Genomic DNA, 25,067 nt, shown 5'->3' with positions numbered 1-25,067 from the left:
GCAAGGAGATTACTCTCGGTTTGCCGCTCGGGCTCGGAAAACCGGTTCGCTTTGTTAATGCGCTATACCAGCGGGCGAAAGACGATCCGGAAATCAGCCTGCACATTGTTACGGCACTGTCGCTGCTGGCGCCAAAGGGCGGCTCCTCGCTGGAAAAGCGTTTCATGGGGCCTTTTGTTGAGCGCCTCTATGGCCGGATTCCTGAACTGGCCTATGCCAGGGATGTATCGGCAAACCGTCTTCCTGAGAATGTTCAGGTCTCGGAGTTTTTCTTCAAAGCCGGCAGTTATCTGAACAATCGTTCCCAGCAGCGGCATTACGTGTGTACCAACTATACTCATGCCGTTCGCGATCTGATGGCGGTGGGTGTCAATGTCGTCGCCCAGATGGTGTCGCCGGGCGAGGCCCATGGGCAGCCCGGCCAGGTCAGTCTGAGCTGCAACCCGGATCTGACGCTGGACCTGATTCCCCTGCTCCGTGAGCGCGAGGCGGCTGGCACGCCGGTGGCGCTGGTGGCCGAGATGAACCAGAACCTTCCCTGGTTTGGCCATCATGCGGCGATTGAAGCAGACCGGTTCGATGTCTTGCTTGATCAGCCTTCGGGAGACTATCCGCTGTTCTCAGCGCCCCAGATGTCGGTCAGCCCGGAAGACCACCTGATCGGATTCTACGCCAGTACCCTCCTGAAGGACGGCGGTACGCTCCAGGTTGGCATCGGCTCACTGGGCGCGGCCCTGGTCCACAGTGCCATTCTCAGACACAGTCACAATAAGGCCTGGCGGCAGGTGTTTGACCATCTCCAGGTTGATCAGCATTTCCCCGTCGTTCGCGAGGACGGTGGCACCGGCCCCTTCGAGGAGGGGCTTTATGGCTGTAGTGAAATGATGGTGGATGGTTTCCTGTACCTGATGCAGGAAGGCATCCTTACCCGCGAGGTATACGATCACGCCGGTCTGCAGACATTGATCAATCGCGGTGATATTCCCAGCGAAGTGTCTCTCGCAACCCTCGATGTCCTGCGGCGCGAAAAGCTTATTGATAGCCCGTTGCGGGCAAAGGATGTTCATTGGCTGGTCCAGCACGGCATCTTTAAAGAAGCTGTCGAGTTCAAGGGCGGCCGTTTACGTATTGGTGATCAGTCGGTCGAGGGTGATCTGGACAATCCGGAGGCCCGGCAGGCCATCCAAACCCTCATCCTCGGGGAACGGCTGACTGGCGGTATCGCCATGCACGGCGGTTTTTACGTTGGTCCCGAGCAGTTTTACCAGTACCTCAGGGAAATGACCGACGAGCAGCGTGCAAAAATCTGCATGACCAGCGTGAACTTCATCAACCACCTGTATGACCACCGGTTCGGAGACCAGAAGCTGAAAGCGGCGCAGCGCGTTCATGGCCGGTTCATCAATTCGGCTATGATGTACACCCTCAACGGTGCTGGCGTATCGGATGGTCTTGAAGATGGTCGTGTGGTCAGTGGCGTCGGTGGCCAGTACAACTTCGTTGCCATGGCTCACGAGCTGCCGGGCGCACGTTCGATCCTGTCGCTACGCAGCACCCGATCATCCCAGGGCAAGGTACTGTCGAATATCGTGTTCAATTATGGTCATTGCACCATACCCCGCCATCTGCGGGACATCGTCATTACCGAGTATGGGATTGCCGATCTGAGAGGGCAGTCCGACGAGCAGGTCTTCCTGAGGCTGATCCGCATTGCCGACTCCCGGTTCCAGCAGGAGCTTCTAAAAAAAGCCCAGAAGGCGGGCAAGGTGGATCCTGCGTTCAAGCTGCCTGCCGACTGGTGTAACAATACCCCGCAAGCCATCCGTCTTGCCGTTGCGGCAGCGGGAGATGCCAGCCTGTTCCCGCCGTTCCCGTTTGGCAGGGACTTTACCGATGAGGAGCTGACGTTGGGGAAAGCCCTTAAGTGGCTCAAGGCCGCAACGGCCACTCGCCGTGGTAAACTGTCAACCCTGTTACAGGCCCTCCGGGCCCGGGATGACGAAGGCCGTTACGGGTCCCTGCTTGAGCGCATGGGCCTGCGTAACCCTTCAGGATTGCGGGACAAGCTGGATCAGCGACTGGTTATTCATGGCCTGCAACAGCTCGAAACACCACCGGATACAGGAAACTCGAAAACCTGATGACAGCTTCACAAGCAAGACCCGACGTTTTTACCGTTCACTATGTTTTGAAGAACAAGATCGGCGAGCTGGTTGATACTTCCGAAGGCAGTGAGCCCCTGCACTTCGTCTATGGCAGTCCCGAGATTATTGAAGGGATCCAACAGGCGGTGAAAGACCGCAACGTGGGCGATTGCCTCGAGGTAACGGTACCGCCGGCCATGGCGTACGGTGAGCACAAGCCCGAGCTGGTGCGCAAGGTGCCACGTTCACTGTTCGAAGGTATCGAGAACCTGCAGATTGGCATGAAGTTCCAGACCAACACGGGCGATGAAGCGCAGATCGTGCAGGTTGTCGGGATTGATGGCAACCTGGTTAAGGTGGACGCCAATCACCCATTGGCGGGCTTTACCCTGTACTTTGATCTGGAGATCGTTGGCCGCCGTGAAGCGACGGAAGATGAGGTAGCCCAGGGTCGTCCCCTGTTCTGATACACTCGGTTGCCGGTCTGTCGTATTCACCACGGTATATTCGGGTCAGTCCTTCCAGAACGGTCTCTCTCAGGCTGGCGGCGAACTCTCCGGCCGGGATCTTTTCCGACGGGTGCACAGGTTCGTGGAAGACTACGTCGACCCGGGCAGAAGGCTGGGCTAGCATCCGCAACAAATGGTGGTGGAACTCATCATCACCAATGAAGGGAGCCAGATGGTCGGGGCGGCCTTCCCGGCGATAGGCAATGGTGATCGGTTGTACCGGCGTTCTGCTCTCTGGAGCGGCCTTGAGCAACAGGCCATGGAACGGCAATACCGTCAGACCTGCGCTGGTGGTTCCTTCCGGGTATATCAAGACACTCTCCCCGGCCCGCAAATTCCCGATGACCTGGTCCCGAACCCGGCGGGCCTGACCACCGCCGCGTCGAATGAAGAGCGTGCCGGCCTGTCGTGCCAGCCAGCCTATGACCGGCCACTGGCCGACCTCGGCTTTTGACAGAAACCGGATCGGTGCCAGGCTTCCCAGAATCGGAATATCTGACCAACTGATGTGGTTGCTGACGAACAGAACGGTATCGTCGGAAGGTGAGCCGTGCTGGCGTATATTCAGTCCCAGGCACCGACAGGCCCAGCGGAAACAGAATCTGGCCCAGGGTGTCCGGTCGATAGCATTGCGGGTAACAATTTCAGTGCTCCGCAGAGCGGCGGCCAACATTGTGGTGGCTGTAAGGAAGGCTATAAAGGCAGTGATCCGAACGCAGAGTCTCAGCCAGCTCATATCCCAGATTCCCGTCTTCAGGATGCCGAGCGCATGAAGTGCCGGCTGTAGCGGCCGGCCAGTTTACTGACCTCCAGCACAACCAACAGGTCGGCACAGCGAAAATCCGGATCCCAGCAGGGCTCACCGCAGACACGGGCACCAAGACGCATGTAGGCTCGGATCAGCGCGGGAACGTCCACCGGTCGATCGCTGTCCCGGGTGTGGGTCAGATGCGGCATCGCGCGAAGTGGTTTTACCAGAAAGGCCGGATCGGCCAGATACTCGGTCTGGAGGTGGCGGGCGATGCGCCAGGCTTTCAGGCCACCGTCAGACATGCCGATGCTCGCGCAGCCAATCATGTAGTCAACACCGCGCTCAACCAGATATTCGGCCACTGCCGACCAGAGCAGGCTGATGGTCGCGCCATTGCGATAATCCGGGTGAACACAAGTGCGCCCCAGCTCGGCGATGGTGCCAGGGAGTCTCTCCAGGGCGCTCAGGTCGAACTCCCCGGCCGAATAAAAGCCGCCAACATCTTTGGTGTCTTTCTGGTGCAGGATGCGTGTGGTCGCTACCAGTTCGCCCGAATCCAGGTCGGTAACGATCAGGTGGTCACACACTGCATCGAACTCGTCAGCGTCGATGCCGGGCGTCTGTGCGCCCAGGTCGCTGCCGTATTCCTCCGAAAATACCCGGTAACGCAGCCGCTGGGCCGCTTCGACCTGTCTGGGGCATCGGGTCATGTCGGTTTTCAGGCGACGGGCGCTGCGGCGGGCTTTCGCGGTTTGTGTGGTCATGGCGTCGTCTCTTTTGTTTCCATTTCCCGACAAGCCTATGAAGCCGGTATGACACATCGGTGACCACCAGGTGACGTGTCTGTGACATCGGGGCCGATTGGCGGTTACGGGAGCTCTGTCACAGGGTGTAACGAAGCAGCGGTTCCATGTATATTTCTGAATAGCATGTATAATTGCTGTTACAGCAGGTTGCCTGTATCGTCAGGTACACAGAATGACCTGAAACCGGAATAACAAAACCAGAGATGGATGGCGTGGAACAGACAAACGAAAGTTGGCGAATTCTGATTGTCGAGGACGACGAGCGGTTGGCGGAGTTAACCCGCGAATACCTTGAAAGCAACGGGTTGACCGTCTCCCTGGAAACTCATGGTGGGGCCGCGGTAGAGCGGATCCGTAACGAGCAGCCGGATCTGGTGGTTCTGGATCTTATGTTACCTGGCGAGGATGGGCTTTCCATTTGCCGACGGGTGCGCCCCTTCTTTTCCGGTCCGATCATCATGTTGACTGCCCGAACCGACGATCTGGACCAGGTCCTGGGTCTGGAAATGGGTGCCGATGACTATATTGGCAAACCGGTCAAACCCCGGGTGCTGCTGGCACGGATTCGCGCCATGCTGCGTCGGGTGACCGAAACCGGCTCGGGGTCGGCGGACGAGGCAGGGGGCGAAGAACCGGTGCGCCTCCAGTTCAATGATCTGGTTGTCGACCGCTCCATGCGGGAGGCCTGGCTGAGTGAAGAAAGCATTGATCTGACCAGCGCCGAATTTGATTTGCTCTGGTTGCTCGCCAGCAACGCGGGCCGCGTGCTTAGCCGGGAAGAAATCTTCACCGCCTTGCGTGGTATTGAATACGATGGTCAGGATCGATCCATTGATGTTCGCGTTTCCCGGATTCGACCCAAGATTGGCGATGACCCCATCCATCCGCGACGCATCAAGACCGTTCGTAGTAAAGGCTACCTGTTCGTAAAGGAAGCCTGACGATTCAGTCTCTGGAGCCGGTGTGCCATTCGCCCGCATACCGGTGTTCCATGCCAGGGTTGGTACCATGCCCCTGAAGTTCTTCCTCAAGCTTTATGCCCGCCTTACCGGCCTGACCGCGCTGGTTGTTTTTTTATGTGTCCTGCTGTTCACCGGGATCAACTCGGTGCGCTCCCAATTCTGGCATGAACGCTTCCCCGAGCCACTGATGCGCTGGCTGGCTGCGGCCCCGGCACCATTACAGCAATACCACTGGCTGAGTTCGACGGTTGATCTTCGCATGGGGGCTGCTTCCCGTTTCAACCTGTCACCGGTGGCTCTGGAGCGACTTGGCTACGGCCAGGTGGTTGGCATCGACAGTGACGTAGGGTATCGGGTTCTGGTAACCGGACTGAGCGGAGAAATCCTGCAGCTGCGTCTGAACGAGCCCTACCGGGATGTGTCAGAAACCATTGGGTTGATTTTCCGGTGGCATCTTGATTCAGCCTCTGCGGATGACCGTCTCAATGTTGCCTCGCAAATGGCCCGTTCTCTCAATGTCGAAGTGCAGACCCTGGACGACGCCGACCTGCTGCCGGACTCTGACGTTCTGGACCAGGTCGCCGAGCGGGGCCTTGCCTTCTACACCGACGAATCAGACGGTTGCGGACGGGTGATCGTTCAGCTATCCGACGGTGAGTTGTACCGGATTGACATGCCCGCGGGGTTTGATCCCTGGGCCTGGCCGGTTGTCCTGCTGCTGGTCCTGGTGCTTGGCGGGGTTTTGGCCGTTGCCGTTTTCCTCGCGCTCCGGGAAGTGGACAGTAATCTCAGAACCGTTGAGTCGGTAGCGGTTCGAATCGCACGTGGAGAAATGAGCGCCCGGGTCCAGGCGGGCGAGGGAACGCTGGTAACCCGCCTGGCCTCGTCATTCAACGGTATGGCCGAACACATACAGCGCCTGGTGCAGGTGCAGCGGGAAATGATTCACGCGGTTTCGCACGAATTGCGCACTCCCGTGGCCCGTATCCGCTTTGGCGTCCAGATGATCGAGGACTGCCAGGACGAGTCTGCCCTGCAAAGGCAACTGGACGGTATTGATGGCGATATCCAGGAACTGGACGAGCTGATTGATGAGATCCTGACCTATGCGCGGCTGGAGCAGGGCGGCCCGGTTTTCTCGCTGCAGGAAACCTCGGTAACCGACATTGTCCGCCAGGTGGTCTCTGAGCAGCAGATGGTCCGGCCCGAGCTGAGTATCGAAGGCAACATTGATGAGGTCTCGGAACGTTGGGCGCTGTCGGATATTGAGCCTCGCTACCTGCATCGGGCGATCCAGAATCTGGTAGGCAACGCAGGACGCTACGCGGCTGGCAAGGTGCTGGTCAGCTGTCATTTCGATGAGGACAACTGTCGCGTTGACGTTGAAGACGATGGCCCCGGCATTCCAGAGGAAGACTGGGAGAAAGTGTTTACTGCGTTTGCCCGACTGGACGACAGCCGTACCCGAACCTCCGGCGGCTACGGCCTGGGTTTGTCTATTGTTCGCCGGATTCTCTACTGGCACGGAGGGCACGCCTTCGTCAGCAGGAGCGACACGCTTGGCGGTGCAAAATTCAGCCTGGTCTGGCCCAGAAAAAAACCGGTGGACTCCATTGTGTGAGCCAGACCCCATCGCCTCACCTGATGTAACAAAGCAGCTACACAAGCACTACTGAAGTTTTTGGCGGGCCGGTCAATACTGCAAAGCGTAAGGGATGACTTTTGAGGTTGTAGTTCTTACGAACTTTCCTTGTTTCATTCGTCATTTGAGGGCCGGTTTTCCGGCCCTTTTTTTATGCCTGCTCCCAAATTCCATATCGGTCACCCTTTCCCGTCTGCTCTGCTGTTAGAATTCCGGGAAACAAAAGGAGGCCGTCCATGACCCGTTATCTGCTTGCCATCGACCAGGGCACAACCAGTTCCCGTGCTATTGTTTTTGATCAAACGGGCAACAGCGTTGCAACCGATCAGCAGGAATTTCACCAGTATTTCCCGAAAGATGGCTGGGTGGAGCACGATGCTCGGGAAATCTGGGACAGCACTCTGGCGGTGTGTCGCGGCGCGCTCGACAAAGCGGGTATCGACGCCTCGGAGCTGGCGGGTATTGGTATCACCAATCAGCGGGAAACCACGGTGATTTGGGACCGGGCAACCGGCGAGCCGATCTACCACGCTATTGTCTGGCAGGACCGTCGAACCGCGTCCTGGTGTACCAAGCTGAAATCAGACGGCCATGAGGACACGGTTGTTGAACGAACCGGGCTGCTAATTGATCCCTACTTTTCGGCCACCAAGATAGCCTGGATTCTCGATAACGTGGAGGGCGCCCGCGCCCGGGCCGAATCCGGTGCACTGGCTTTTGGAACGGTGGACAGTTGGCTGCTCTGGAACCTGACGAACGGAAAATCCCACTGCACCGATGCCACCAATGCCTCGAGAACGGCTCTTTTCAATATTCACAAGCAGGACTGGGACGACGATCTTCTGGCCCTGTTTCGCGTGCCGCGGGCCTTGCTGCCGGAAGTACTCGATAGCGCCGCAGACTATGGCACCGCCGAAGTACAGTGGTTGGGCGCGCCAGTTATGATTGCCGGCATTGCAGGGGATCAGCACGCGGCTCTCGTGGGGCAGGCCTGCTTTTACCCGGGCATGGCCAAGAGCACTTACGGCACCGGCTGTTTTCTCATGCTCAATACGGGCGATAAGGCCGTTCGGTCCGAAAATCGGTTGCTGACCACCATGGCCTATCGGCTAAACGGCAAGCCCTGTTACGCGGTAGAAGGAAGTATTTTTGTTGCCGGTGCTGCCATGCAGTGGTTGAGGGACGGGCTCAAGCTGATTGCCCACGCCAATGAATCTTCCGCCCATGCGGAGGCGGTCGGAGTCGACAATCCGGTTTACCTGGTTCCGGCGTTTACCGGCCTGGGAGCCCCTCATTGGGATCCTCATGCTCGCGGCGCCATCATGGGCCTGACGCGGGATACGGGCATTGGCGAGATCGTTACCGCCGGCCTGCAGTCGGTCTGCTATCAGACCAAGGACCTGGTGCGGGCGATCCAGAACGACGGCGCCCGACTTGAATCGCTGCGCGTGGATGGCGGTATGGTGGTGAACGACTGGGTGATGAAGTTCCTGGCCGACATACTGAATGTCACCGTTGACCGGCCCCGGGTTACAGAGACAACCGCTCTCGGAGCTGCCTACCTTGCGGGACTACAGACAGGTATTTTTGACAACCTTGAGCAGATCTCCGCGCTCTGGGAATGCGAGCGGCAGTTCCATCCGGAAATGCGCCCGGCTTTGCGAGAATCTCTCTACGCTGGCTGGCTGGATGCTGTCGAGCGCGTCTGCAACAACTGAATCTCTCAATCAGCTGGTGCGTTCGAAGGCAATCAGGTGATCCGCCTCGACACGCACCGGCACATGCTCACCCAGGTTGAAATCCAGGTGACTGCGGAACAGGGCTTCGAACTCTGTGTCTTCGGAACACCGGAAACGGTAGAGCGTGGAAGTGCCGGCAAAGGTTTTCTCAACCACCTTGGGCTGCAGATCCGAGTCGGGGTCATGAACGATGTCATCGGGCCGGATCAGAACGTCTACCAGGGTGCCGGGTTCCCATTTGTAGGCCCGGTTGCCGTGGATCACGCCGAGCTCGGATTCAATAGTATCCGGCCCCAGGGCGGTGCCGGGGACGAATCCGCCCTGACCCACGAAGCTGGCAACGAAACGATTTGCCGGTTCATGGTAGAGGTTGTAGGGCACGTCCCACTGCTGGATCCTGCCGTCCCGCAACACAGCGACCTGATCGCACATGGCGAAGGCTTCCTGCTGGTCGTGGGTAACCAGAATGGCGCTGATGCCGAGCGTCTTCAGGATTTCGCGAACATCCAGGCTCAGCCGACGGCGCAGATCCGCGTCCAGATTGGAAAACGGCTCATCCAGCAAAATCAGCGTGGGCTCGGGTGCCAGGGCGCGGGCCAGGGCAACGCGCTGCTGCTGGCCGCCAGACAGTTCATGGGGATAGTTGTCGGCCAGATCCTGCAGATGCACGACATTCAGTAGTTCCATGACCTTCTGCCGTTTCTCTGCCTTGTTCAGATTCCGCAGACCGAACCCCACGTTGTCAGCGATAGTCAGGTGCGGAAACAGGGCGTAATCCTGGAACACCATGCCGATCCGACGCTTTTCCGGGGGCAGGGTGCGTCCGGGCAGGCTGATGGCCTGGGACTGCAGCGAAATCTCGCCACCACTCAGTGGAAGAAAACCGGCGAGGGCGCGCAGTATGGTACTTTTGCCGCAGCCGCTCGGGCCAAGCAGGCAGCCGATGTCGCCATGGCTCAGGGCAAAGCTGACATCCTTGACCACAGAATCCCCGCCGTAGCCGCAGGACAGGTTATTGACCTCGAGCAGCCAGTCTGCCGGAGATTGTGCGGTTGTGCTCATGGAATCAGTCCAGCCGGTTCAGGATGAGAAATTCGAGCAGTGCCTTCTGGGCGTGCAGGCGGTTCTCGGCCTCGTCCCAGACCACGGAGGCAGGATGCTCCATCATGTCCGCCGATATTTCCTCACCACGGTGAGCCGGGAGGCAATGCATGAACAGCACATCCTTATCGGCCACAGAGAGCAGCCCGGGATTGATCTGATAGCCACTGAACGCCCTTTCACGGGCTTTCTGCTCGTCTTCCTGGCCCATGGAAGCCCAGACGTCGGTCACCAGGAGCTGGGCGTTTCGGGCCGCCTCGGCCGGCTCCCGGAACACCTTGACCCGGTCTTCGTGGCCCTTGAGCATTGATTCTGCCGGCTCGTAGCCCTCAGGACAGGCGATGTTCAGGTTGAAATCGAACTGTGCGGCGGCATTGATGTAGGAGTGGCACATGTTGTTGCCATCGCCGATCCAGGCAACGGTAGCGCCGCGAATACTGCCGCGGTGTTCCCGGAATGTTTGCATATCGGCCAGCAATTGGCATGGGTGAAAGTCATCGGTCAGCGCATTGATCACCGGCACCCGTGATGCAGCCGCGAAGCGCTCCACGGTTTCATGGGCAAAGGTGCGGATCATCACCGCATCAACCATGCTGGAGATAACGATAGCCGAGTCTTCTATCGGCTCGCCCCGGCCAAGCTGGGTATCCCGTGGCGACAGGAACATTGCGGAGCCGCCGAGCTGGGTCATGCCGGCTTCAAAAGAAACCCGGGTTCGCGTTGATGATTTTTCGAAGATCATCGCAAGGACACGGTTCTTGAGGGAGTCCCGAACCTTCCCTTGCCGCCACTCGTTGCGCAATGCTGTGGCATGATCAACCAGGCTTTCCAGCTCGTTGGTTGTCATGTCATTCAATGTCAGAAAATGTCGTGCCGCCATGCAATGGCCCTTATCTCACCGAACCCCGCTGCTGGCGGGATTGCCTGAACGTTGGCTGAAAAAATGGGGCATCAAGTCTAGCCCTTCGGAGCAGGTATGACAACGCTGTGGCCGGGCTGGAACTGCCGGTGTTGCTCGAGGTCAAATCAAGGTGTTTGGTGAGGTGTTCGGCACCCGTGTACAATAGCGTCAAGAAAATTGCCGTGTGGCAAGACTGTTCCAACAGAGGTGAATGTTCATGGATATCAATGAAACCATTAAGAGCCAGCTTGAAGAGAATCCGATCATCCTGTACATGAAGGGCAGCCCACAGGCACCCCAGTGTGGCTTCTCGGCCAAAACCGTACAGGCGGTAATGGCCTGCGGCGAACGCTTTGCCTTCGTCAATATTCTGGATAACCAGGAGCTTCGTGAAGCCCTGAAGGTTTACTCCAGCTGGCCCACGTATCCCCAGCTGTACATCAATGGTGAGCTCGTTGGCGGATGTGACATTGTTCTCGAAATGTCCGAGAGCGGTGAGCTGGCCAAACTTGTCAAAGAGGCGGCGAAGCAGGCAGAAGCCTGATCACTGCAGCTCAGAGCCGTTTCGGGGTGAACAACAGTTCCACCTCGAAGCGGTTCGCGCTCCCGCTATCCTTCGGTGGCTGAGGGTAGGGGCTAGCCGCCAGCGCAGCCCGATATGCAGCTTCATCGATTGGCTTGATTCCTGTTGATTTCAGAACCCTTGCCCGGGTCAGGGCGCCATTTCCAAGCAACTGCAGTTCGACTTCCATAGCGACCGTGTCAGTGAGGCTCCTCATGGCCGGCACTCTCAGTTCTTCAAGTTGATGGGCCAGATGGACGGCCAGTTTGACCACATAGGGGTCGAGCTCGCCCGGTGACTCCGTAACCCTCGTAATGCTCTCCTCCGTTTTTTCAGGGAGCTGTTCGGGTTCTTCTCCGGCAGCAGAGCTGGCGCTTGACTGTGCGGCTTCGCTCCGGGGGACGCTGGTATTTGTTGCCTTTGTCGGGGCGGGGGTTTGCGGCTCGCGGGATGTCACAACCTCCGGTTTGGAGAGGGGTTCCGGCTCAGGAGGATCAATCTCAAACGGCGTTACCCGTGGTGCATCCCGACGAGGACTGAGGTCAGCTGACGGGTCGGCAACCGTTCTAAGAGTGCCCGGGGCTACCAGCTCAAACCTTACACTCTCCCTGTGCGTGACCGTTGGTTCTTCCTTGGGCGAGGAGATGCCTGAAAGCAGGAGCGTGTGTAGGAAAAGAGCCAGAGACAAGGCAAGCCCAAGCCGGTAGGCAGCCGGCAGGGCATTGGGACTGCTTTTTTCAGGCATTGGCGTCAGGCGGTCTTGCTCCGGAGGGTGCCGACAACCGCATCCAGGGCCCGATCAATCAATGCGCCCTGCTCAAGCAGGGTCAGCCGGCCACGGCGCATTTCATGGGCCAGTTCAACCCGGGTTTTCTCAATCACTTTCAGCCCCATCCGGTTCACAAAGACAAAGCAATCTGCTTCATCAATGATGGCGGACAGCTTGCAGCGGAAGTTTGCACCATTGACCAGTCGAAACTCGACCCAGTTACCAATCTCGATACCGTCAATCTGGGCAACATATTCCGAGATTGCAGCGTCTTCCAGTTCCTGCTGGCGCTCAACGGCCGTCTGGTGAACGGTCGCGATTTCCTCTTCCGCCGGCTCTTCAGGAGAATCCTGTAGTGCTTCGATGGCAGCATTGGTCCGGAATGCCTCTGCCAGCTGATGCTTGAGCTGGCCCATCATTTCATCGAGTCTCGATGAGTTATAGGAGACCTCTTCAAGTCCTGACCGCAGTGATTTCAGCAGGCCAGGCACGACCCGCACCCACTGGTCTCTTTCGTCATCTTCCTGATGGGGGTGAAGACACCAGATCAGATCATCGACGACCTTCACCGTGGCATTCCACCGATGCTCCACGTCATCCCTGAGATAGGCAAGAAACATCACGCGGCTCCAGCCATTCATCAGGATGTCATGGATGGACTCCGGCAGTTTGTAACGGGACACCTTCTGTTTAAGAAGATTGTCGACGGTTTGTTGAGCCGTCTGGGACTTGATCCGACCCCGCTCGGATTCACGGGTTCTCTGCTCAACCAGAGACGCCTTTCGGTTCTCCCGTTCAAGGAACTGTTCGAATTCCTGATTGAGGGTTTCAAAAAGCGAAACATCACCGTCAAATTCGTTGAGAATCCTTTGCACAATGTTGTGAATCTGTCCGTAGAGTTTGTCCTTGGTTTTCTCGTCGCTGCTACTCCAGCCAATGCCTGCTCTCGCCAGGGAGTTCAGGAGACGTCTGGCCGGGTGCGTAGCCTGGCTGAAGAAACTCTTGTCCCGGATAACCACTTTCAGGATCGGAATCTGCAGCCTGCTTATCAACACCTGAACCGGAGCTGACAGGTTGTAGTCGTCAAGAATGAATTCAAACAGCATGGAAACCAGGTTAATGAGGTCTTCATCGACCTCGTTAAGCGCCGGTTTTCGACCATCCCCGGTATCGGTCTGGGAAAGGAGCTGTTGTACCAGCTGACGGAGATCAACGCTGACAGGTTCGCCGGCGCTCAGGTTGCCCTGGTCCTGCCGGGGGGCTGAAAGCGGCAATGAATTGAGAAGGCTTGCCAGCTCGGAGTCACCCACGACCCGGACATTCGGGTCCGAGGCACGGGGAGGTATGCCCGCATTGGCCCGTTGCAGCGCCAGCATCTGTCGGATCTGTTCGAAAACCGCGCTGCTGCTGGCGGCCTGGCCGGCCCGTTCTGCCGCGGAAGCGTCCGGCGCGCTTTCCTGTTTTGGCGCCTCTGCCGACTGGGGACTGGAGGCCTCATGCTGCTGACCGGATTTGCCGTGATAACGGAAGTTCGGAATGATCCCGGCCTGGATCAGTATGCGGTTGGCTTCGTCCAGCAGCATGCCGAGGTTGGACACAACATAGCGGTCAAACTGCTTGAGCAGGATCAGGCGCTCACGGATCTGGATCTCAAGGGCCTGTATTGCCTCTGTGAACGCACTGCAAAGGTGTTCCGGTGCCATCGGATTGACCGGTGATTCGTCGGTGGCTTCCGGGTACACCTGACTGAAACGGGTCTGGAGTTGCAGCAGTGGGCCCTGAAAGTGCGCCTTTGCCTTGGTGATCATGGCGTTGAGGGCAACCTGCTCCTCAAGGTCGTCATTGCCGACCAGGGCAAGAGTGTCGGCGCTGGCCTGCTTGCTCAGCTGTTCTTCCTGAAGCGGTCCGGTGTGAGGGGGGGTGGCAAAATATTGGGCAACGGTGTTCTGGAAATGCCGCTCGACACCCTTACGCTTGATGCGAATTTCACGCATCGCCTCGAAGTACCGGTTCTGTTCGTTGTTGCTGCGGGCATTATTGGCCAGCTCGAACAGCGAATCGTCGACGGCGTCGAAGGCGCCCTGCAGCAAATCACCGAGCCCGGCGACAACCGTGTCCCGGATGCGGGTGACCTCCGCAGGAACCGGTCTGTTACTTCCGGCTTCCCTGTGTTCGCGGAGGTAATGTATGCCGGACTGCTTGTTCATGGCAGACTCCTGTTTACGCCTCAACCGGATACATGACCGAGCTTGAAATCCTTGGATTCTCGTTATTGGTTAAATTTACCGCATTTTGCCCAAAGTTAACATGACCAAACGCTAACGTGGGAGCAAATTCAAAAAAACACGGGGTGCCCAACAGGCACCCTCGTGCAGATTACTGACTTGCAAGATAATTTGCGGTCAGTTCACGTAAACCGGGCCTATGCCCATGCTCCAGATAACAACACTGATGGCGAGCAGGGCAACGAACATAACCAGGCCAACCGTCAGGACTGCAGAAGCGAACATGAACCCCTTGTCCGCCGGGATCCTCATCAGAATCGGTAGCCCTTCGTAAAGCAGGTAGACCGCGTAGGCAACCGCCACCAGGCCTGCCAGCATATTCACCCATATGTTCGGATACGCGGCGATTACGCCAATCAGGAAAATCGGGGTTGCCGTGTACGCCGCCAGAGCAACGCCTCTGGGCGTCCGTTCTACCGCATCATACGTTGCGGCGAAAAAATCAATGAACTTGCCGAGTATAAAAATGCCGGCAAGCATGGCCGCGTAGAAAAGTGTGGAAAGCTGGAGTGCGCTCGTTACCGACAGCTTGGTGATCTGGCCATCACCAATTTGCCAGCCTACCTGGGTTGTTCCGATGAAGCCGGCAACCGCAGGGATCAATGCCAGCAGCAGAATGTGGCCGGCGTACAGTCTTGTGACAGTCTCGGATTCATTGCGGATCGCCTCCCACTCCTGGTCGGGATGGGCGAGCAGGCCAAACGTGTGTGTCAGACTCATGGACGTATTCCTTGTGATTGTTTTTGTATCGCACGCTCCTTCAGTGTTGGTGGGGGATCACCGGGGGTCAAGCTGGCGGTTAAATTTTGATCTTTCAAGAACGGGAGACGCTATAACCGAAGGGTCTATAGCGCCATAGGGAGGAGGTGTCCGGGTTTTACTGTTTCAGTGACAGAGAACGTTTTTTGCGTTTTTTCGGGTGCACAATGGCTGCTTTCACGACATTGTCCTTGATCTGCAGCACTTCTACCCGATGGCCGTCCACTTTCAGGCAGACGTTGGTGTCGGGGATGTTCTCCAGGGTTTCGGTAATCAGGCCGTTAAGGGTTTTAGGGCCATCGGTAGGGAGCTTCCAGCCCAGGGTCTTGTTGATGGTTCGAACGGCGGAAGTGCCATCAATAATGAACGTGCCGTTGTCCTGCGGAATGATGTCCGGGCTGGTGGCGGCATAGTCCGTCGTAAAGTCGCCGACGATCTCTTCAAGTATGTCTTCCAGTGTCGCGAGGCCAAGAACGTCGCCGTATTCATCGACAACAACGCCGAACCGTCGACGACCTTTCTGGAAGTTGATCAGTTGGGTGTTCAGGGGCGTGCTTTCCGGAATGAAATAGGGTTCCTGGCAAAGCTGCATGATCATGGCCTTGTTGATTTCCTCCTGTTGCAGCAGTTTGGAAGCGCTGCGCAGGTGCAGTATGCCCTGAATGTTATTGATGTCGCCCTTGAAGACCGGAAGCCGGGTATGCTGGCTGCTGCGCAGTTGGCGCAGAATGGTGTCGGTGTCGTCTTCCAGGTCGATACCCACTACCTCGTTTCTCGGCACCATGATGTCATTCACGGTCACTTTTTCCAGGTCCAGAATGCTGACCAGCATGTCCTTGTGCTTGGCGGGTATCAGGGCGCCTGCCTCATTCACCAGTGTTCGCAGTTCTTCCCGGCTGAGGTGGTCGTTGGCAGCGTCTGCGGCGGAAACGCCCAGCAGTTTCAGTATGCCTCCGGTGAACAGGTTCACCGCCCAGACAATCGGATACAGGATTTTCAGCAGCGGACCGAGTATGTAACTGGCCGGGAAGGCAATTTTCTCGGGAAATAGTGCTGCAAGGGTTTTCGGAGTGACTTCTGCGAAGATCAGGATCACGATGGTCAGCAGGATGGTGGCAATCGCGATGCCGGCATCGCCCCAGACCCGAATCGCGATAACCGTGGCGATCGAAGAGGCGAAGATGTTCACGAAGTTGTTGCCGATCAGGATGACGCCGATCAGCTGGTCGGTTCGTTGCAGCAGGCCCTGGGCGCGCTTGGCACCTTTATGGCCGGTTTTGGCCATATGTTTGAGACGATATCGGTTGAGCGACATCATCCCCGTCTCGGAGCTCGAGAAGAAACCGGAAAGGAGGATCAGTCCAACCAGGAGAATAAACAGCGCGGTGAGCGATGTTTCGTTCAAAAGAGGTGTCCTTATATTGCTGACAAGTAGCGAAAATAGGGTTTCGGCGAGCGTTGTGTCAAGAGAATAACCGGTGCTTCCGGTGTCAGCCGCCGCGCTGGAAGATCAGTTCCAGCACAAACTTGCTGCCGTAGAAGGCCAGCATCAGGAGTGCGCAGCCAGCGAGGGTCCAACGGCTGGCGGTGATGCCCCTCCAGCCTTTGGTGTAACGACCAATCAGGAGCGCCACAAACACAAGCAGGGACAGGATCGAGAACAGGGTCTTGTGGGCGAGATTCTGGGCAAAGAGATCCTCTATAAAGAGGGCGCCGGTCACAATGGCCAGAATCAGCATGACGACGCCAGCCCAGACCATCTCGAACAGCAGCGACTCCATGGTTTGAAGAGGTGGCAGGTTACGAACCAGCAGGCTGTTGTAATTGTGCTTCAGTTGGCGATTCTGGAAGTAAAGTAGAACCGCCTGGATGGCCGCCAGAGTAAAGAGGCTGTAGGCTGTCACCGAAAGCGCAATATGGGAGAGCATGCCGTAGCTTTGCTCGGACACCAGTCTCGAGGGTCCATGGGTAACCAGGGCGAGAATAATGGTGAGGCCGGCCAGCGGGTACACGCCGAGAAACAGGCTTTGCACCGGCTTTTTAAGGTTGAGTCCCAATAGAAGGAAGACGATCAGCCAGGAAATAAGCACGGAGCTTTTGAAAAAACTGAAATCGAAGCCGCCGTCGTGGTGGACTGTCTGGCCAATGAGAAGTCCGTGGCTGGTCAGGGCGAGAACGCCAATCAGGGTAGTAATGGCAATGTTGCTTTGAACCCGGCCTCTGAAATGCAGGGCCTGCAGCGCGGTACCGACGCTGTAAAGAAAAAGAGAGGTGACCGCGAGAATCAGCGTTCCCATGACTTCCTTATTAACCACTGTTCTGACTGGGGATCGGCGCTGGTTTGCGCCGATTTGACCGGGCTGGTCGTTTCAGGGCGATAGTCTGGTTATAATGTCGCGATTATGCAACTGGAATCAAGGAGTCGTCGCCGGCTCTGCCGATTCACGCACTCAATTTATCCGGGGTACGGAAGAGCAACATGTTTGAGAACCTCCAAGACCGACTTTCCGGCAGTCTGCGCAAGATTTCCGGCCAGGCGCGCCTCACTGATGACAATATAAAGGACACCCTGCGGGAAGTGCGCATGGCGCTGCTGGAGGCGGATGTCGCCCTGCCGGTGGTGAAGGACTTTGTTGAGGGCGTCCGCAAGCGTGCCATTGGCCAGGAGGTGCAGCGCAGTCTGACGCCGGGCCAGGTCTTTGTGAAAGTTGTCCAGCAGGAGCTGGAACGCGTCATGGGCGAGGGTAATGAATCCCTCAATCTGAACGTCCAGCCGCCGGCCGTAGTCATGATGGCGGGTCTGCAGGGTGCAGGTAAGACGACCACGGTCGCCAAACTCTCGCGCTTCCTTAAAGAGCGGCAGAAAAAATCCGTCCTGGTGGTCAGCGCCGACGTCTACCGTCCGGCGGCGATTCGCCAGTTGGAAACCCTCGCTGGCGAAGTGGGTGTCGAGTTCTTCCCGAGCAGTGCCGATCAGGACCCGGTTGATATTGCCGAGGGTGCCATTGCCGCGGCCAGGAAGAAGCACATTGATGTGGTAATTCTTGATACCGCCGGCCGACTCCACGTCGACGAACAGATGATGGGAGAGATTGGTCGGCTGCATAAAGCGGTCAACCCGGTTGAAACCCTGTTCGTGGTCGATGCCATGACGGGCCAGGATGCCGCCAACACCGCCAAGGCGTTCAACGATGCCCTGCCGCTGACCGGCGTGGTGCTGACCAAAACCGATGGCGATGCCCGTGGCGGTGCCGCCTTGTCTGTTCGTCACATTACCGGTAAGCCGATCAAGTTCCTGGGTGTTGGTGAAAAGTCTGATGCGCTGGAGCCGTTCTATCCGGACCGGGTTGCCTCCCGGATCCTGGGTATGGGCGATGTGCTCTCGCTGATTGAAGAGGCAGAGCGCAAGCTTGATCAGAAGAAGGCCCAGAAGCTCACCAAGAAAATCAAAAAGGGCAAAAGCTTCGATCTGGAGGATTTTCGGGATCAGCTTCAGCAGATGAAGAACATGGGTGGCATCGGTGGCCTGCTCGACAAGTTGCCCGGCATGGGGCAGATGGCCCAGGTGGCGCAGCAACAGGTCAACGACAAGTCCATGGGGCAGATGGAGGCGATCATTTGCTCCATGACGCCAAAAGAGCGGCGTTACCCGGATGTGATCAACAATTCCCGCAAGCGCCGTATCGCCACGGGGTCTGGAACCCAGATCCAGGACGTCAATCGTCTGCTGAAACAGCACAAGCAAATGCAGAAGATGATGAAAAAGTTTGGCAAGAAAGGCGGCATGGCGAATATGATGCGCGGCATGGGTGGCATGATGCCCCCGGGCGGCGGTGGAGGGGGCGGAATGCCTCCGTTTGGCCGTATGTAAAAAGCCTTACATGGAAAACGGGGAAACAACTGGTTTTGCTGTTTTCTTTGGCGCTTTTTTAGCATAGAATAGCGCCCCTTTCGAGTATGGGTCTTCGCGTCAGCTGGTGTTCAGCAGGCGTGAATCGTACAAAGTTCGTTCAACAGAATAGGATATTGGTTAAATGGTAATTATCCGTTTGGCTCGTGGTGGCTCCAAGAAGCGCCCGTTCTACCATCTGACAGTCACCGACAGCCGCAAATCTCGCGACGGTCGTTTCATTGAGCGTGTAGGTTTCTTCAACCCGGTTGCCCGTGGTCAGGAAGAGAGCCTTCGCGTTGATCGTGAGCGTGTCGATTTCTGGCTCGGTCAAGGCGCGCAGACCAGCGAGCGCGTTGCACAGCTGCTGAAGGCTGCTGGGTAAGACAGTACTGATACCGGGGTTTATGGCATGACACAGAATTCGCAGGAAACTGTGATCGGCCGGATTACCTCGGTGTTTGGGGTCAAGGGGTGGCTCAAGGTCTTCTCCTACACCGATCCCAAAGACGGAATACTGAACTATCCCGATTGGACGCTTGATCTGGATGGTAAGCGTATTCCGGCCAAGCTTGAGGAAGGTCGCCGCCAGGGGCAGGGGATCGTCGTCAGGCTGAAAGGTATTAACGACCGTGATCTGGCCCGCACGTATTGCGGTGCCGAAGTCAGGGTCTCGACAGCTGAGTTGCCGGAACTTCCTGAAGGGGAGTTCTACTGGTTTCAGCTGGAAGGTCTTGATGTGTATACGGTCGATGATGAGTGCCTTGGTAAAGTGCACCATCTTATGGAAACCGGATCCAACGATGTTCTGGTGGTACAGGCTACGGCAGGTTCCATCGATCAACGTGAGCGTCTGATTCCTTATCTGCCTGGCGAAGTGGTCCAGAATGTTGATCTGGATTCAAAGCGCATGGTGGTGGACTGGGATCCGGAGTTCTGACGGGTGTGGATTGGCGCAGTCAGTCTGTTCCCGGATATGTTCAGTGCGGTAACGGATTACGGGATTACGGGAAGGGCAGTCCGGGATGGTCTTTTGACTTTCCGCAGCTGGAATCCCCGTGAGTTTACCCACGACCGGCATCGCACGGTAGACGACCGGCCATATGGCGGTGGCCCGGGTATGCTGATGAAAATTCAGCCTCTCCGGGACGCAATCCATGCGGCAAGGGAAGCAGCACCCGGAAGCCCTTGTGTGGTTTACCTCTCGCCCCAGGGCGAGACTCTGAACCAGTCTGTTGTCGAGTCGCTTGCTGCAGAGCAGCAGTTGATTCTGGTGGCGGGCCGGTACGAGGGTGTTGATGAGCGCCTGATAGCGACGGAAGTCGATCGGGAAGTGTCACTGGGTGATTTTGTGCTTTCCGGTGGCGAATTGGCAGCGATGGCTGTTATCGATGCGGTTACACGCCTCATCCCCGGAGCGCTGGGTCATGCGCAGTCGGCAGAGCAGGATTCTTTCGCCGACGGTTTGCTGGATTGTCCGCACTACACCCGGCCCGAAGTTTACGAAGGTCAGGCGGTGCCGGATGTTTTATTGGGCGGTCACCATGATCAGATCCGGCGTTGGCGGCTGAAGCAGTCGTTGAGGCGAACCCGGGAGCGACGCCCCGACCTGCTGGAAAAGCGGGTGTTTACGGACGAAGAGCGTGAGCTGCTGGAAGAGATTTTGAACGAACCGGGTGCCTCTGAATGATCAGGGCATTAACAGATTGGGTATCAGGAGCATTACGATGAGCGGCAAGAACAACATCATCAGTCAACTTGAAGCAGAACAGATGACCAAGGAAATCCCTGCGTTTGCGCCGGGCGACACCGTGGTCGTTCAGGTTCGCGTAACCGAGGGTAACCGTGAGCGTCTGCAGGCGTTCGAGGGTGTCGTCATCGGCAAGCGTAACCGTGGCATGAATTCCTCTTTCACCGTACGTAAGATCTCTTACGGTGTTGGTGTTGAGCGTACCTTCCAGAGCTTCTCCAAGCTGATCGACAGCATCAGCGTGAAGCGTCGCGGCGATGTTCGCCAGGCCAAGCTCTACTACCTGCGCGACCTGTCTGGTAAGGCGGCTCGTATCAAGGAAAAGCTGGGCTGATCAGCAGAGCGCTGAACAGCAGGCAGAAAAAGGCAGCCCCGGGCTGCCTTTTTTGTGTCTGACGTTCCGGTATGCTTGTCGTAGGACGTTCGAAGTCTGGGAACTTGCCATGAAAGCGGAAGATGAATCAGTCATTGTGCGGTTCGTTGATGCCATCTGGCTGGAAGACGGGCTTGGGGAAAAGACACGGCAGGCCTACCGGAGTGATTTGTCGCGATTGGCGGAATGGCTGGAAAGCCAGCCTGGCAAGCCCGCGCTGACTGATGTTCGCCGAACCGACCTTCTGGCCTGGATGTCGCGGGGGTTGGCGGAAGGGATCAAGAGCTCTACGGCGGCCCGGCGGCTGTCCGGACTTCGGCGTTTTTACCGCTTTCTGCTACGCGAAGGGCTGATCGCTGAGGATCCGACCCTGCGGATCGACAGCCCGAGGTTGCCCCGGCGTCTTCCGGATTCTCTCACCGAGGAAGAGGTGGATGCGCTGCTTTGCGAACCGGACCCGAGTGTTGCCATCGAGCTCCGGGACAAGGCCATGCTCGAGATACTCTATGGTTGTGGTCTGAGGGTCTCAGAGCTGACAGAGCTGCGGGTTGATCAGGTAAATCTGCGCCAGGGCGTCATTCGGATCACCGGCAAGGGTGACAAGGAACGGCTTGTGCCCCTGGGGGAGGAGGCGGTGGACTGGCTGCTGAAGTACATGAAGGAAGGCCGGCCGGAGCTTCTGAAAGGCCGCTCCTGCGATGCGCTGTTCCCGGGTAATCGGGCAGCGGCGATGACCCGCCAGACATTCTGGCATCGCATCAAGCATTACGCTGTGCGAGTCGGTATTCGCAAGCACCTGTCTCCCCACACCCTGAGGCATGCGTTTGCCACGCACCTTCTGAATCATGGTGCGGACCTCCGTGTTGTACAGATGCTGTTGGGTCACTCGGATCTGTCAACGACCCAGATATACACCCATGTGGCTCGTCAGCGTCTCCAGTCGCTGCACCAGGCTCACCATCCCAGGGGCTGATGAAGCGGCTGTTTGCGCGTGCGGGGGTGAACTTTCTTTTTCTGTACTTGTCGCATTGAATTGATTCCCGGCCTGTGCCAATACTGCCCGGGTTGTTTAACTGTTTACTGGAAAAGGTTGTTTGCCAGAATGAATATGAAACATGTGGTTGTGGCGCTTGGAGTTGTCCTGGGTGCCTTTGGCGCGGCGAGCGTCAGTGCCGGTGAAGTGGAAGACCGGATTTCCGAGCGTCTGACCCAGGCCGTCCCCGGCCTCAAGGTGGTGTCGGTAAAGGAATCCGAAGCCAAGGGCCTCTATGAGGTTCAGAGCAACAATGGCGACACCATCTACGCGACCGAGGACGGCCAGTACCTGATGACGGGAGATCTTCTCAAGATTACCGATCAGGGCATTGCCAATGTCACCGAAGCCGCCCGCACGGAGGCCCGTCGCGAAATGATGGCGGACTATGGTAACAAGGGAGTTATCAGCTTCCCGGCGAAAAACGAAAAGGCCGTGGTAAACGTGTTTACTGATATCGACTGCCCTTACTGCCGGAAGCTGCATGACGAGGTGCCGCAGTTGAATGGCTATGGCATTACCGTCAATTACTACGCGTTTCCACGGTCCGGCCCCAATACAGCGTCTTTCAAGAAGTATGAGTCGGTCTGGTGTGCTGACGATCAGCAGGCGGCCATGGACGCAGCCAAGGCCGGCCGCTCAGTACCCGACGCAAGTTGCGAAAATCCGGTGGGCGAGCAGTATGAGCTTGGTGGCCGGGTAGGGGTCACAGGGACACCTGCCATTGTTCTGGAAGATGGCAACATGGTTCGTGGCTATGTCCCGGCCCAGCGTCTGGCGGAAGGCCTCGGGCTACTCTGAAATCCTGGCGCACCTATCGTACGGGATGCGTTACACGGTATTTTCGAAGGATCCGATTCAGGGCTTATTCAGTGAGGCCTGAATCGGTATACTATGCCCGCCTAATATAATTCATCAGCACCCCTTCGGGATCAGAGGTGAGAGTTTGAAAGACGTCAGTGTCGGAATCTGCGGATTGGGAACCGTCGGCGGCGGTACCTTTAATGTCTTGACCCGCAACGCCAGGCTGATTGCCGGTCGGGCCGGATGCAATATCCGGATTACCCGGGTTGCCAGTCGCCGGGCTCGCGAGGATATGGACCTCGGCGATGTGCCCTTCAGCACCGACATTTACGACGTGGTGAACGATCCCGACGTGGATATCGTGGTCGAGCTCATCGGTGGTTATGATGCGGCCAAAGAGCTGGTGCTGGCGGCAATCCGCAACGGCAAGCACGTGGTTACCGCGAACAAGGCCCTGATTGCCGTCCACGGCAACGAAATCTTCGAGGCGGCCGAGAAGGCTGGTGTTGTGGTGGCTTACGAGGCGGGTGTCGCCGGCGGTATCCCGGTCATCAAGGCTGTTCGTGAGGGTATGGCGGCAAACCGCATTGACTGGATTGCCGGCATCATCAACGGCACCGGGAACTACATCCTGACCGAAATGCGTGCCGGTCGGGAATTTTCCGAGGTTCTCAAAGAAGCCCAGGATCTTGGGTACGCCGAAGCAGATCCGACCTTTGATGTGGAAGGCATTGATGCCGCCCACAAGCTGACCATACTGGCATCAGCCGGGTTTGGCGTGCCTCTTCAGTTCGAGAAAGGCTTCACCGAAGGCATTTCGAAGATTACCCCTTACGACATTGCTCACGCCGAATTGCTGGGTTATCGCATCAAGCACCTCGGCATTGCCCGTCGCCGCGATGATGGCATCGAGCTGCGTGTGCATCCGACCCTGGTGCCCCAGAGTCATCTGATTGCCCAGGTTGATGGTGTCCTGAACGCGGTCCTGGTGGATGGCGATGCCGTTGGCCAGACCATGTATTACGGTCCCGGAGCAGGGGATGAGGCAACCGGGTCGGCTGTTATTGCCGATATCGTCGATGTGGCCCGTGCCGTGGCGACCGAAAGCAAGCTGCGTGTGCCCTACCTTGGCTTCTCACCGGACGCCATGGAAGACCTGGATGTGCTGTCCATGGAGGACATTCAGTCTGCCTACTACCTGCGCATTACCGCTCTGGATCGTCCGGGTGTGCTGGCCAAGATTGCCTCCATTCTGAGTGAGCATGGCATCAATATCGAGTCGATCATGCAGAAGGAATCCGAGCTGAAGGACGGACGTATTCCGGTGATCATCCTGACCCATACCGTTCAGGAGCGCCAGATCAACCGTGCGATCGAAGAGTTGGAAGCTCTGTCCGACACCGATGGCCATGTTGTCCGCATCCGCGCTGAAAACTTCAACTGACAGGTACGAACGTGAGATACATCAGTACGCGGGGTGAAGCGCCCGCACTGGGCTTTGAGGATGTTCTGCTGACCGGTCTGGCGACAGATGGCGGCCTCTATGTTCCTGAATCCCTGCCACATTTTGATCTGGAAGAAATCCGGAGCTGGCGCGGGCTTTCGTACAGTGAGCTGGCGTTCAACGTCATGTACCCGTTCGTGGATGACGCTATCCCTGCGGATGATTTCCGCAAGATGCTGGACGAGACCTACTCGGTTTTCGCCCACAAGGCCGTGGCCCCGCTGGTTCAGCTGGATACCAACGAGTGGGTGATGGAGCTTTTCCGCGGTCCGACGCTGGCGTTCAAGGATTTCGCCCTCCAGCTGTTAGGGCGTCTCCTCGACTATGTTCTGGAAAAGCGCAAGCAGCACGTGGTTATCATGGGAGCGACTTCCGGTGACACCGGCTCGGCTGCCATTGAGGGTTGTCGCAGGTGCGAGCACGTGGATATTTTCATTCTGCACCCCTACCAGCGGGTGTCAGAGGTTCAGCGCCGTCAGATGACCACCGTTCAGGGTGAAAACATCCACAACATTGCGGTGCGTGGCAACTTCGACGACTGTCAGCGCATGGTGAAGGAGAGTTTCGGCAACCAGTCGTTCCTGGGTGGCAAAACCCAGCTGGCAGCTGTCAACTCCATCAACTGGGCCCGGATCATGGCCCAGATCGTCTACTACTTCCATGCCTCCCTGGCACTGGGCGGTCCGGATCGGAGCATGGCGTTTTCCGTGCCCACCGGGAACTTCGGCGATATCTTTGCCGGCTACCTTGCCAAGAAGATGGGGCTGCCAATCTCCCAGCTGGT

24 protein-coding genes are annotated in these 25,067 nt (G+C 57.4%); 15 read left to right on the top strand and 9 right to left on the bottom strand.

The features are described from left to right. On the top strand, positions 1 to 2,141 hold a 2,141-nt coding region (locus tag B2W52_RS03955; protein ID WP_286801434.1), incomplete at its 5' end, for an acetyl-CoA hydrolase/transferase C-terminal domain-containing protein. Further along, positions 2,141 to 2,611 (top strand): FKBP-type peptidyl-prolyl cis-trans isomerase, encoded by a 471-nt coding sequence (locus B2W52_RS03950; protein ID WP_008176279.1) that lies wholly within the window; start codon positions 2,141 to 2,143, stop codon positions 2,609 to 2,611. The genes B2W52_RS03955 and B2W52_RS03950, both read left to right, overlap by 1 nt. Here B2W52_RS03950 and B2W52_RS03945 read toward each other — a convergent pair. Continuing rightward, on the bottom strand, positions 2,529 to 3,326 hold the full coding sequence (locus B2W52_RS03945; RefSeq protein ID WP_286801449.1) for a lysophospholipid acyltransferase family protein: 798 nt from the start codon (positions 3,324 to 3,326) through the stop codon (positions 2,529 to 2,531). The genes B2W52_RS03950 and B2W52_RS03945 overlap by 83 nt on opposite strands. Positions 3,327 to 3,406: 80 nt before the next feature. Then, entirely contained in the window at positions 3,407 to 4,168 is a 762-nt protein-coding gene (locus tag B2W52_RS03940) for a GNAT family N-acetyltransferase (RefSeq protein WP_008176274.1), read from the bottom strand. Between the two features lie 245 nt (positions 4,169 to 4,413). Between B2W52_RS03940 and B2W52_RS03935 the strand changes: the two genes are divergently transcribed. From B2W52_RS03935 to glpK, 3 genes are all read left to right on the top strand, one after another. Further along, positions 4,414 to 5,151 (top strand): response regulator, encoded by a 738-nt coding sequence (locus B2W52_RS03935; RefSeq protein ID WP_014576254.1) that lies wholly within the window; start codon positions 4,414 to 4,416, stop codon positions 5,149 to 5,151. A gap of 22 nt (positions 5,152 to 5,173) precedes the next feature. Then, positions 5,174 to 6,793 carry an ATP-binding protein gene (locus B2W52_RS03930; protein WP_008176270.1) on the top strand — a complete coding sequence of 540 codons (1,620 nt, stop codon included), beginning with the start codon at positions 5,174 to 5,176 and terminating at the stop codon, positions 6,791 to 6,793. 257 nt (positions 6,794 to 7,050) lie between these two features. Beyond that, positions 7,051 to 8,532, top strand: coding sequence for a glycerol kinase GlpK (gene glpK / locus B2W52_RS03925; RefSeq protein WP_008176268.1), 1,482 nt, complete (start codon positions 7,051 to 7,053; stop codon positions 8,530 to 8,532). A 9-nt stretch (positions 8,533 to 8,541) separates the two neighbouring features. On the opposite strand, the gene B2W52_RS03920 is transcribed toward glpK, so the two are convergent. Both B2W52_RS03920 and argF read right to left on the bottom strand, forming a co-directional pair. After that, the gene (locus B2W52_RS03920; RefSeq protein ID WP_008176266.1) at positions 8,542 to 9,615 is read right to left on the bottom strand and encodes an ABC transporter ATP-binding protein; all 1,074 of its coding nucleotides are present in this window, start codon (positions 9,613 to 9,615) and stop codon (positions 8,542 to 8,544) included. 4 nt (positions 9,616 to 9,619) lie between these two features. Then, positions 9,620 to 10,534: an ornithine carbamoyltransferase gene (argF, locus tag B2W52_RS03915; protein WP_008176263.1), complete on the bottom strand. Its 915-nt coding sequence runs from the start codon at positions 10,532 to 10,534 to the stop codon at positions 9,620 to 9,622. Positions 10,535 to 10,772: 238 nt separating this feature from the next. Between argF and grxD the strand changes: the two genes are divergently transcribed. Next, complete coding sequence (gene grxD, locus B2W52_RS03910; RefSeq protein WP_008176261.1) at positions 10,773 to 11,099, top strand: Grx4 family monothiol glutaredoxin; 327 nt, start codon at positions 10,773 to 10,775, stop codon at positions 11,097 to 11,099. Between the two features lie 10 nt (positions 11,100 to 11,109). Here the strand turns inward: grxD and B2W52_RS03905 are convergent, their stop codons facing one another. From B2W52_RS03905 to B2W52_RS03885, 5 genes are all read right to left on the bottom strand, one after another. Beyond that, positions 11,110 to 11,805 (bottom strand): energy transducer TonB family protein, encoded by a 696-nt coding sequence (locus B2W52_RS03905; protein ID WP_273045763.1) that lies wholly within the window; start codon positions 11,803 to 11,805, stop codon positions 11,110 to 11,112. Between the two features lie 62 nt (positions 11,806 to 11,867). Beyond that, complete coding sequence (locus B2W52_RS03900) at positions 11,868 to 14,093, bottom strand: DUF1631 domain-containing protein (protein WP_008176256.1); 2,226 nt, start codon at positions 14,091 to 14,093, stop codon at positions 11,868 to 11,870. 195 nt (positions 14,094 to 14,288) lie between these two features. Beyond that, the gene (locus tag B2W52_RS03895) at positions 14,289 to 14,891 is read right to left on the bottom strand and encodes a Yip1 family protein (protein ID WP_008176254.1); all 603 of its coding nucleotides are present in this window, start codon (positions 14,889 to 14,891) and stop codon (positions 14,289 to 14,291) included. Between the two features lie 157 nt (positions 14,892 to 15,048). After that, entirely contained in the window at positions 15,049 to 16,335 is a 1,287-nt protein-coding gene (locus tag B2W52_RS03890) for an HlyC/CorC family transporter (protein WP_008176252.1), read from the bottom strand. Positions 16,336 to 16,420: 85 nt separating this feature from the next. Beyond that, entirely contained in the window at positions 16,421 to 17,227 is an 807-nt protein-coding gene (locus tag B2W52_RS03885) for a cytochrome C assembly family protein (RefSeq protein ID WP_008176250.1), read from the bottom strand. 182 nt (positions 17,228 to 17,409) lie between these two features. On the opposite strand from B2W52_RS03885, the gene ffh reads away from it, so the two are divergent. The 9 genes from ffh to thrC form a co-directional block, all read left to right on the top strand. Continuing rightward, positions 17,410 to 18,801, top strand: a complete 1,392-nt coding sequence (ffh, locus tag B2W52_RS03880) for a signal recognition particle protein (protein ID WP_008176248.1) — start codon at positions 17,410 to 17,412, stop codon at positions 18,799 to 18,801. Between the two features lie 163 nt (positions 18,802 to 18,964). Then, positions 18,965 to 19,204 (top strand): 30S ribosomal protein S16, encoded by a 240-nt coding sequence (gene rpsP / locus B2W52_RS03875; protein ID WP_064227103.1) that lies wholly within the window; start codon positions 18,965 to 18,967, stop codon positions 19,202 to 19,204. Between the two features lie 27 nt (positions 19,205 to 19,231). Further along, entirely contained in the window at positions 19,232 to 19,759 is a 528-nt protein-coding gene (rimM, locus tag B2W52_RS03870; protein WP_202347113.1) for a ribosome maturation factor RimM, read from the top strand. A gap of 3 nt (positions 19,760 to 19,762) precedes the next feature. Next, a complete protein-coding gene (gene trmD / locus B2W52_RS03865) occupies positions 19,763 to 20,509 on the top strand; it encodes a tRNA (guanosine(37)-N1)-methyltransferase TrmD (RefSeq protein ID WP_339622760.1) in 747 nt (248 codons plus the stop codon). 37 nt (positions 20,510 to 20,546) lie between these two features. Next, positions 20,547 to 20,903, top strand: coding sequence for a 50S ribosomal protein L19 (gene rplS / locus B2W52_RS03860; protein ID WP_048495327.1), 357 nt, complete (start codon positions 20,547 to 20,549; stop codon positions 20,901 to 20,903). A 109-nt stretch (positions 20,904 to 21,012) separates the two neighbouring features. Then, positions 21,013 to 21,915, top strand: coding sequence for a site-specific tyrosine recombinase XerD (xerD, locus tag B2W52_RS03855; RefSeq protein ID WP_273017362.1), 903 nt, complete (start codon positions 21,013 to 21,015; stop codon positions 21,913 to 21,915). A 129-nt stretch (positions 21,916 to 22,044) separates the two neighbouring features. Then, on the top strand, positions 22,045 to 22,776 hold the full coding sequence (locus tag B2W52_RS03850) for a DsbC family protein (protein ID WP_008176233.1): 732 nt from the start codon (positions 22,045 to 22,047) through the stop codon (positions 22,774 to 22,776). Positions 22,777 to 22,921: 145 nt separating this feature from the next. Next, the gene (locus tag B2W52_RS03845; RefSeq protein ID WP_014576269.1) at positions 22,922 to 24,223 is read left to right on the top strand and encodes a homoserine dehydrogenase; all 1,302 of its coding nucleotides are present in this window, start codon (positions 22,922 to 22,924) and stop codon (positions 24,221 to 24,223) included. 11 nt (positions 24,224 to 24,234) lie between these two features. After that, a partial coding sequence (gene thrC, locus B2W52_RS03840; RefSeq protein ID WP_286801415.1) for a threonine synthase occupies positions 24,235 to 25,067 on the top strand: 833 nt, incomplete at its 3' end.

It is taken from the genome of Marinobacter sp. UBA2498 (genome assembly GCF_002341575.1).
GTDB lineage: Bacteria > Pseudomonadota > Gammaproteobacteria > Pseudomonadales > Oleiphilaceae > Marinobacter > Marinobacter manganoxydans.
This window is presented reverse-complemented; position numbering and strand designations above follow the sequence as displayed.

Bases quoted from the DNA above. Each gene is read 5' to 3' on its own strand.
- B2W52_RS03950 (WP_008176279.1), top strand. From the start codon at position 2,141: ATGACAGCTTCACAAGCAAGACCCGACGTTTTTACCGTTCACTATGTT.
- B2W52_RS03945 (WP_286801449.1), bottom strand. From the start codon at position 3,326: ATGTTGGCCGCCGCTCTGCGGAGCACTGAAATTGTTACCCGCAATGCT.
- B2W52_RS03940 (WP_008176274.1), bottom strand. From the start codon at position 4,168: ATGACCACACAAACCGCGAAAGCCCGCCGCAGCGCCCGTCGCCTGAAA.
- B2W52_RS03935 (WP_014576254.1), top strand. From the start codon at position 4,414: ATGGATGGCGTGGAACAGACAAACGAAAGTTGGCGAATTCTGATTGTC.
- glpK (WP_008176268.1), top strand. From the start codon at position 7,051: ATGACCCGTTATCTGCTTGCCATCGACCAGGGCACAACCAGTTCCCGT.
- B2W52_RS03920 (WP_008176266.1), bottom strand. From the start codon at position 9,615: ATGAGCACAACCGCACAATCTCCGGCAGACTGGCTGCTCGAGGTCAAT.
- argF (WP_008176263.1), bottom strand. From the start codon at position 10,534: ATGGCGGCACGACATTTTCTGACATTGAATGACATGACAACCAACGAG.
- grxD (WP_008176261.1), top strand. From the start codon at position 10,773: ATGGATATCAATGAAACCATTAAGAGCCAGCTTGAAGAGAATCCGATC.
- B2W52_RS03900 (WP_008176256.1), bottom strand. From the start codon at position 14,093: ATGAACAAGCAGTCCGGCATACATTACCTCCGCGAACACAGGGAAGCC.
- B2W52_RS03895 (WP_008176254.1), bottom strand. From the start codon at position 14,891: ATGAGTCTGACACACACGTTTGGCCTGCTCGCCCATCCCGACCAGGAG.
- B2W52_RS03885 (WP_008176250.1), bottom strand. From the start codon at position 17,227: ATGGGAACGCTGATTCTCGCGGTCACCTCTCTTTTTCTTTACAGCGTC.
- ffh (WP_008176248.1), top strand. From the start codon at position 17,410: ATGTTTGAGAACCTCCAAGACCGACTTTCCGGCAGTCTGCGCAAGATT.
- rpsP (WP_064227103.1), top strand. From the start codon at position 18,965: ATGGTAATTATCCGTTTGGCTCGTGGTGGCTCCAAGAAGCGCCCGTTC.
- rimM (WP_202347113.1), top strand. From the start codon at position 19,232: ATGACACAGAATTCGCAGGAAACTGTGATCGGCCGGATTACCTCGGTG.
- rplS (WP_048495327.1), top strand. From the start codon at position 20,547: ATGAGCGGCAAGAACAACATCATCAGTCAACTTGAAGCAGAACAGATG.
- xerD (WP_273017362.1), top strand. From the start codon at position 21,013: ATGAAAGCGGAAGATGAATCAGTCATTGTGCGGTTCGTTGATGCCATC.
- B2W52_RS03850 (WP_008176233.1), top strand. From the start codon at position 22,045: ATGAATATGAAACATGTGGTTGTGGCGCTTGGAGTTGTCCTGGGTGCC.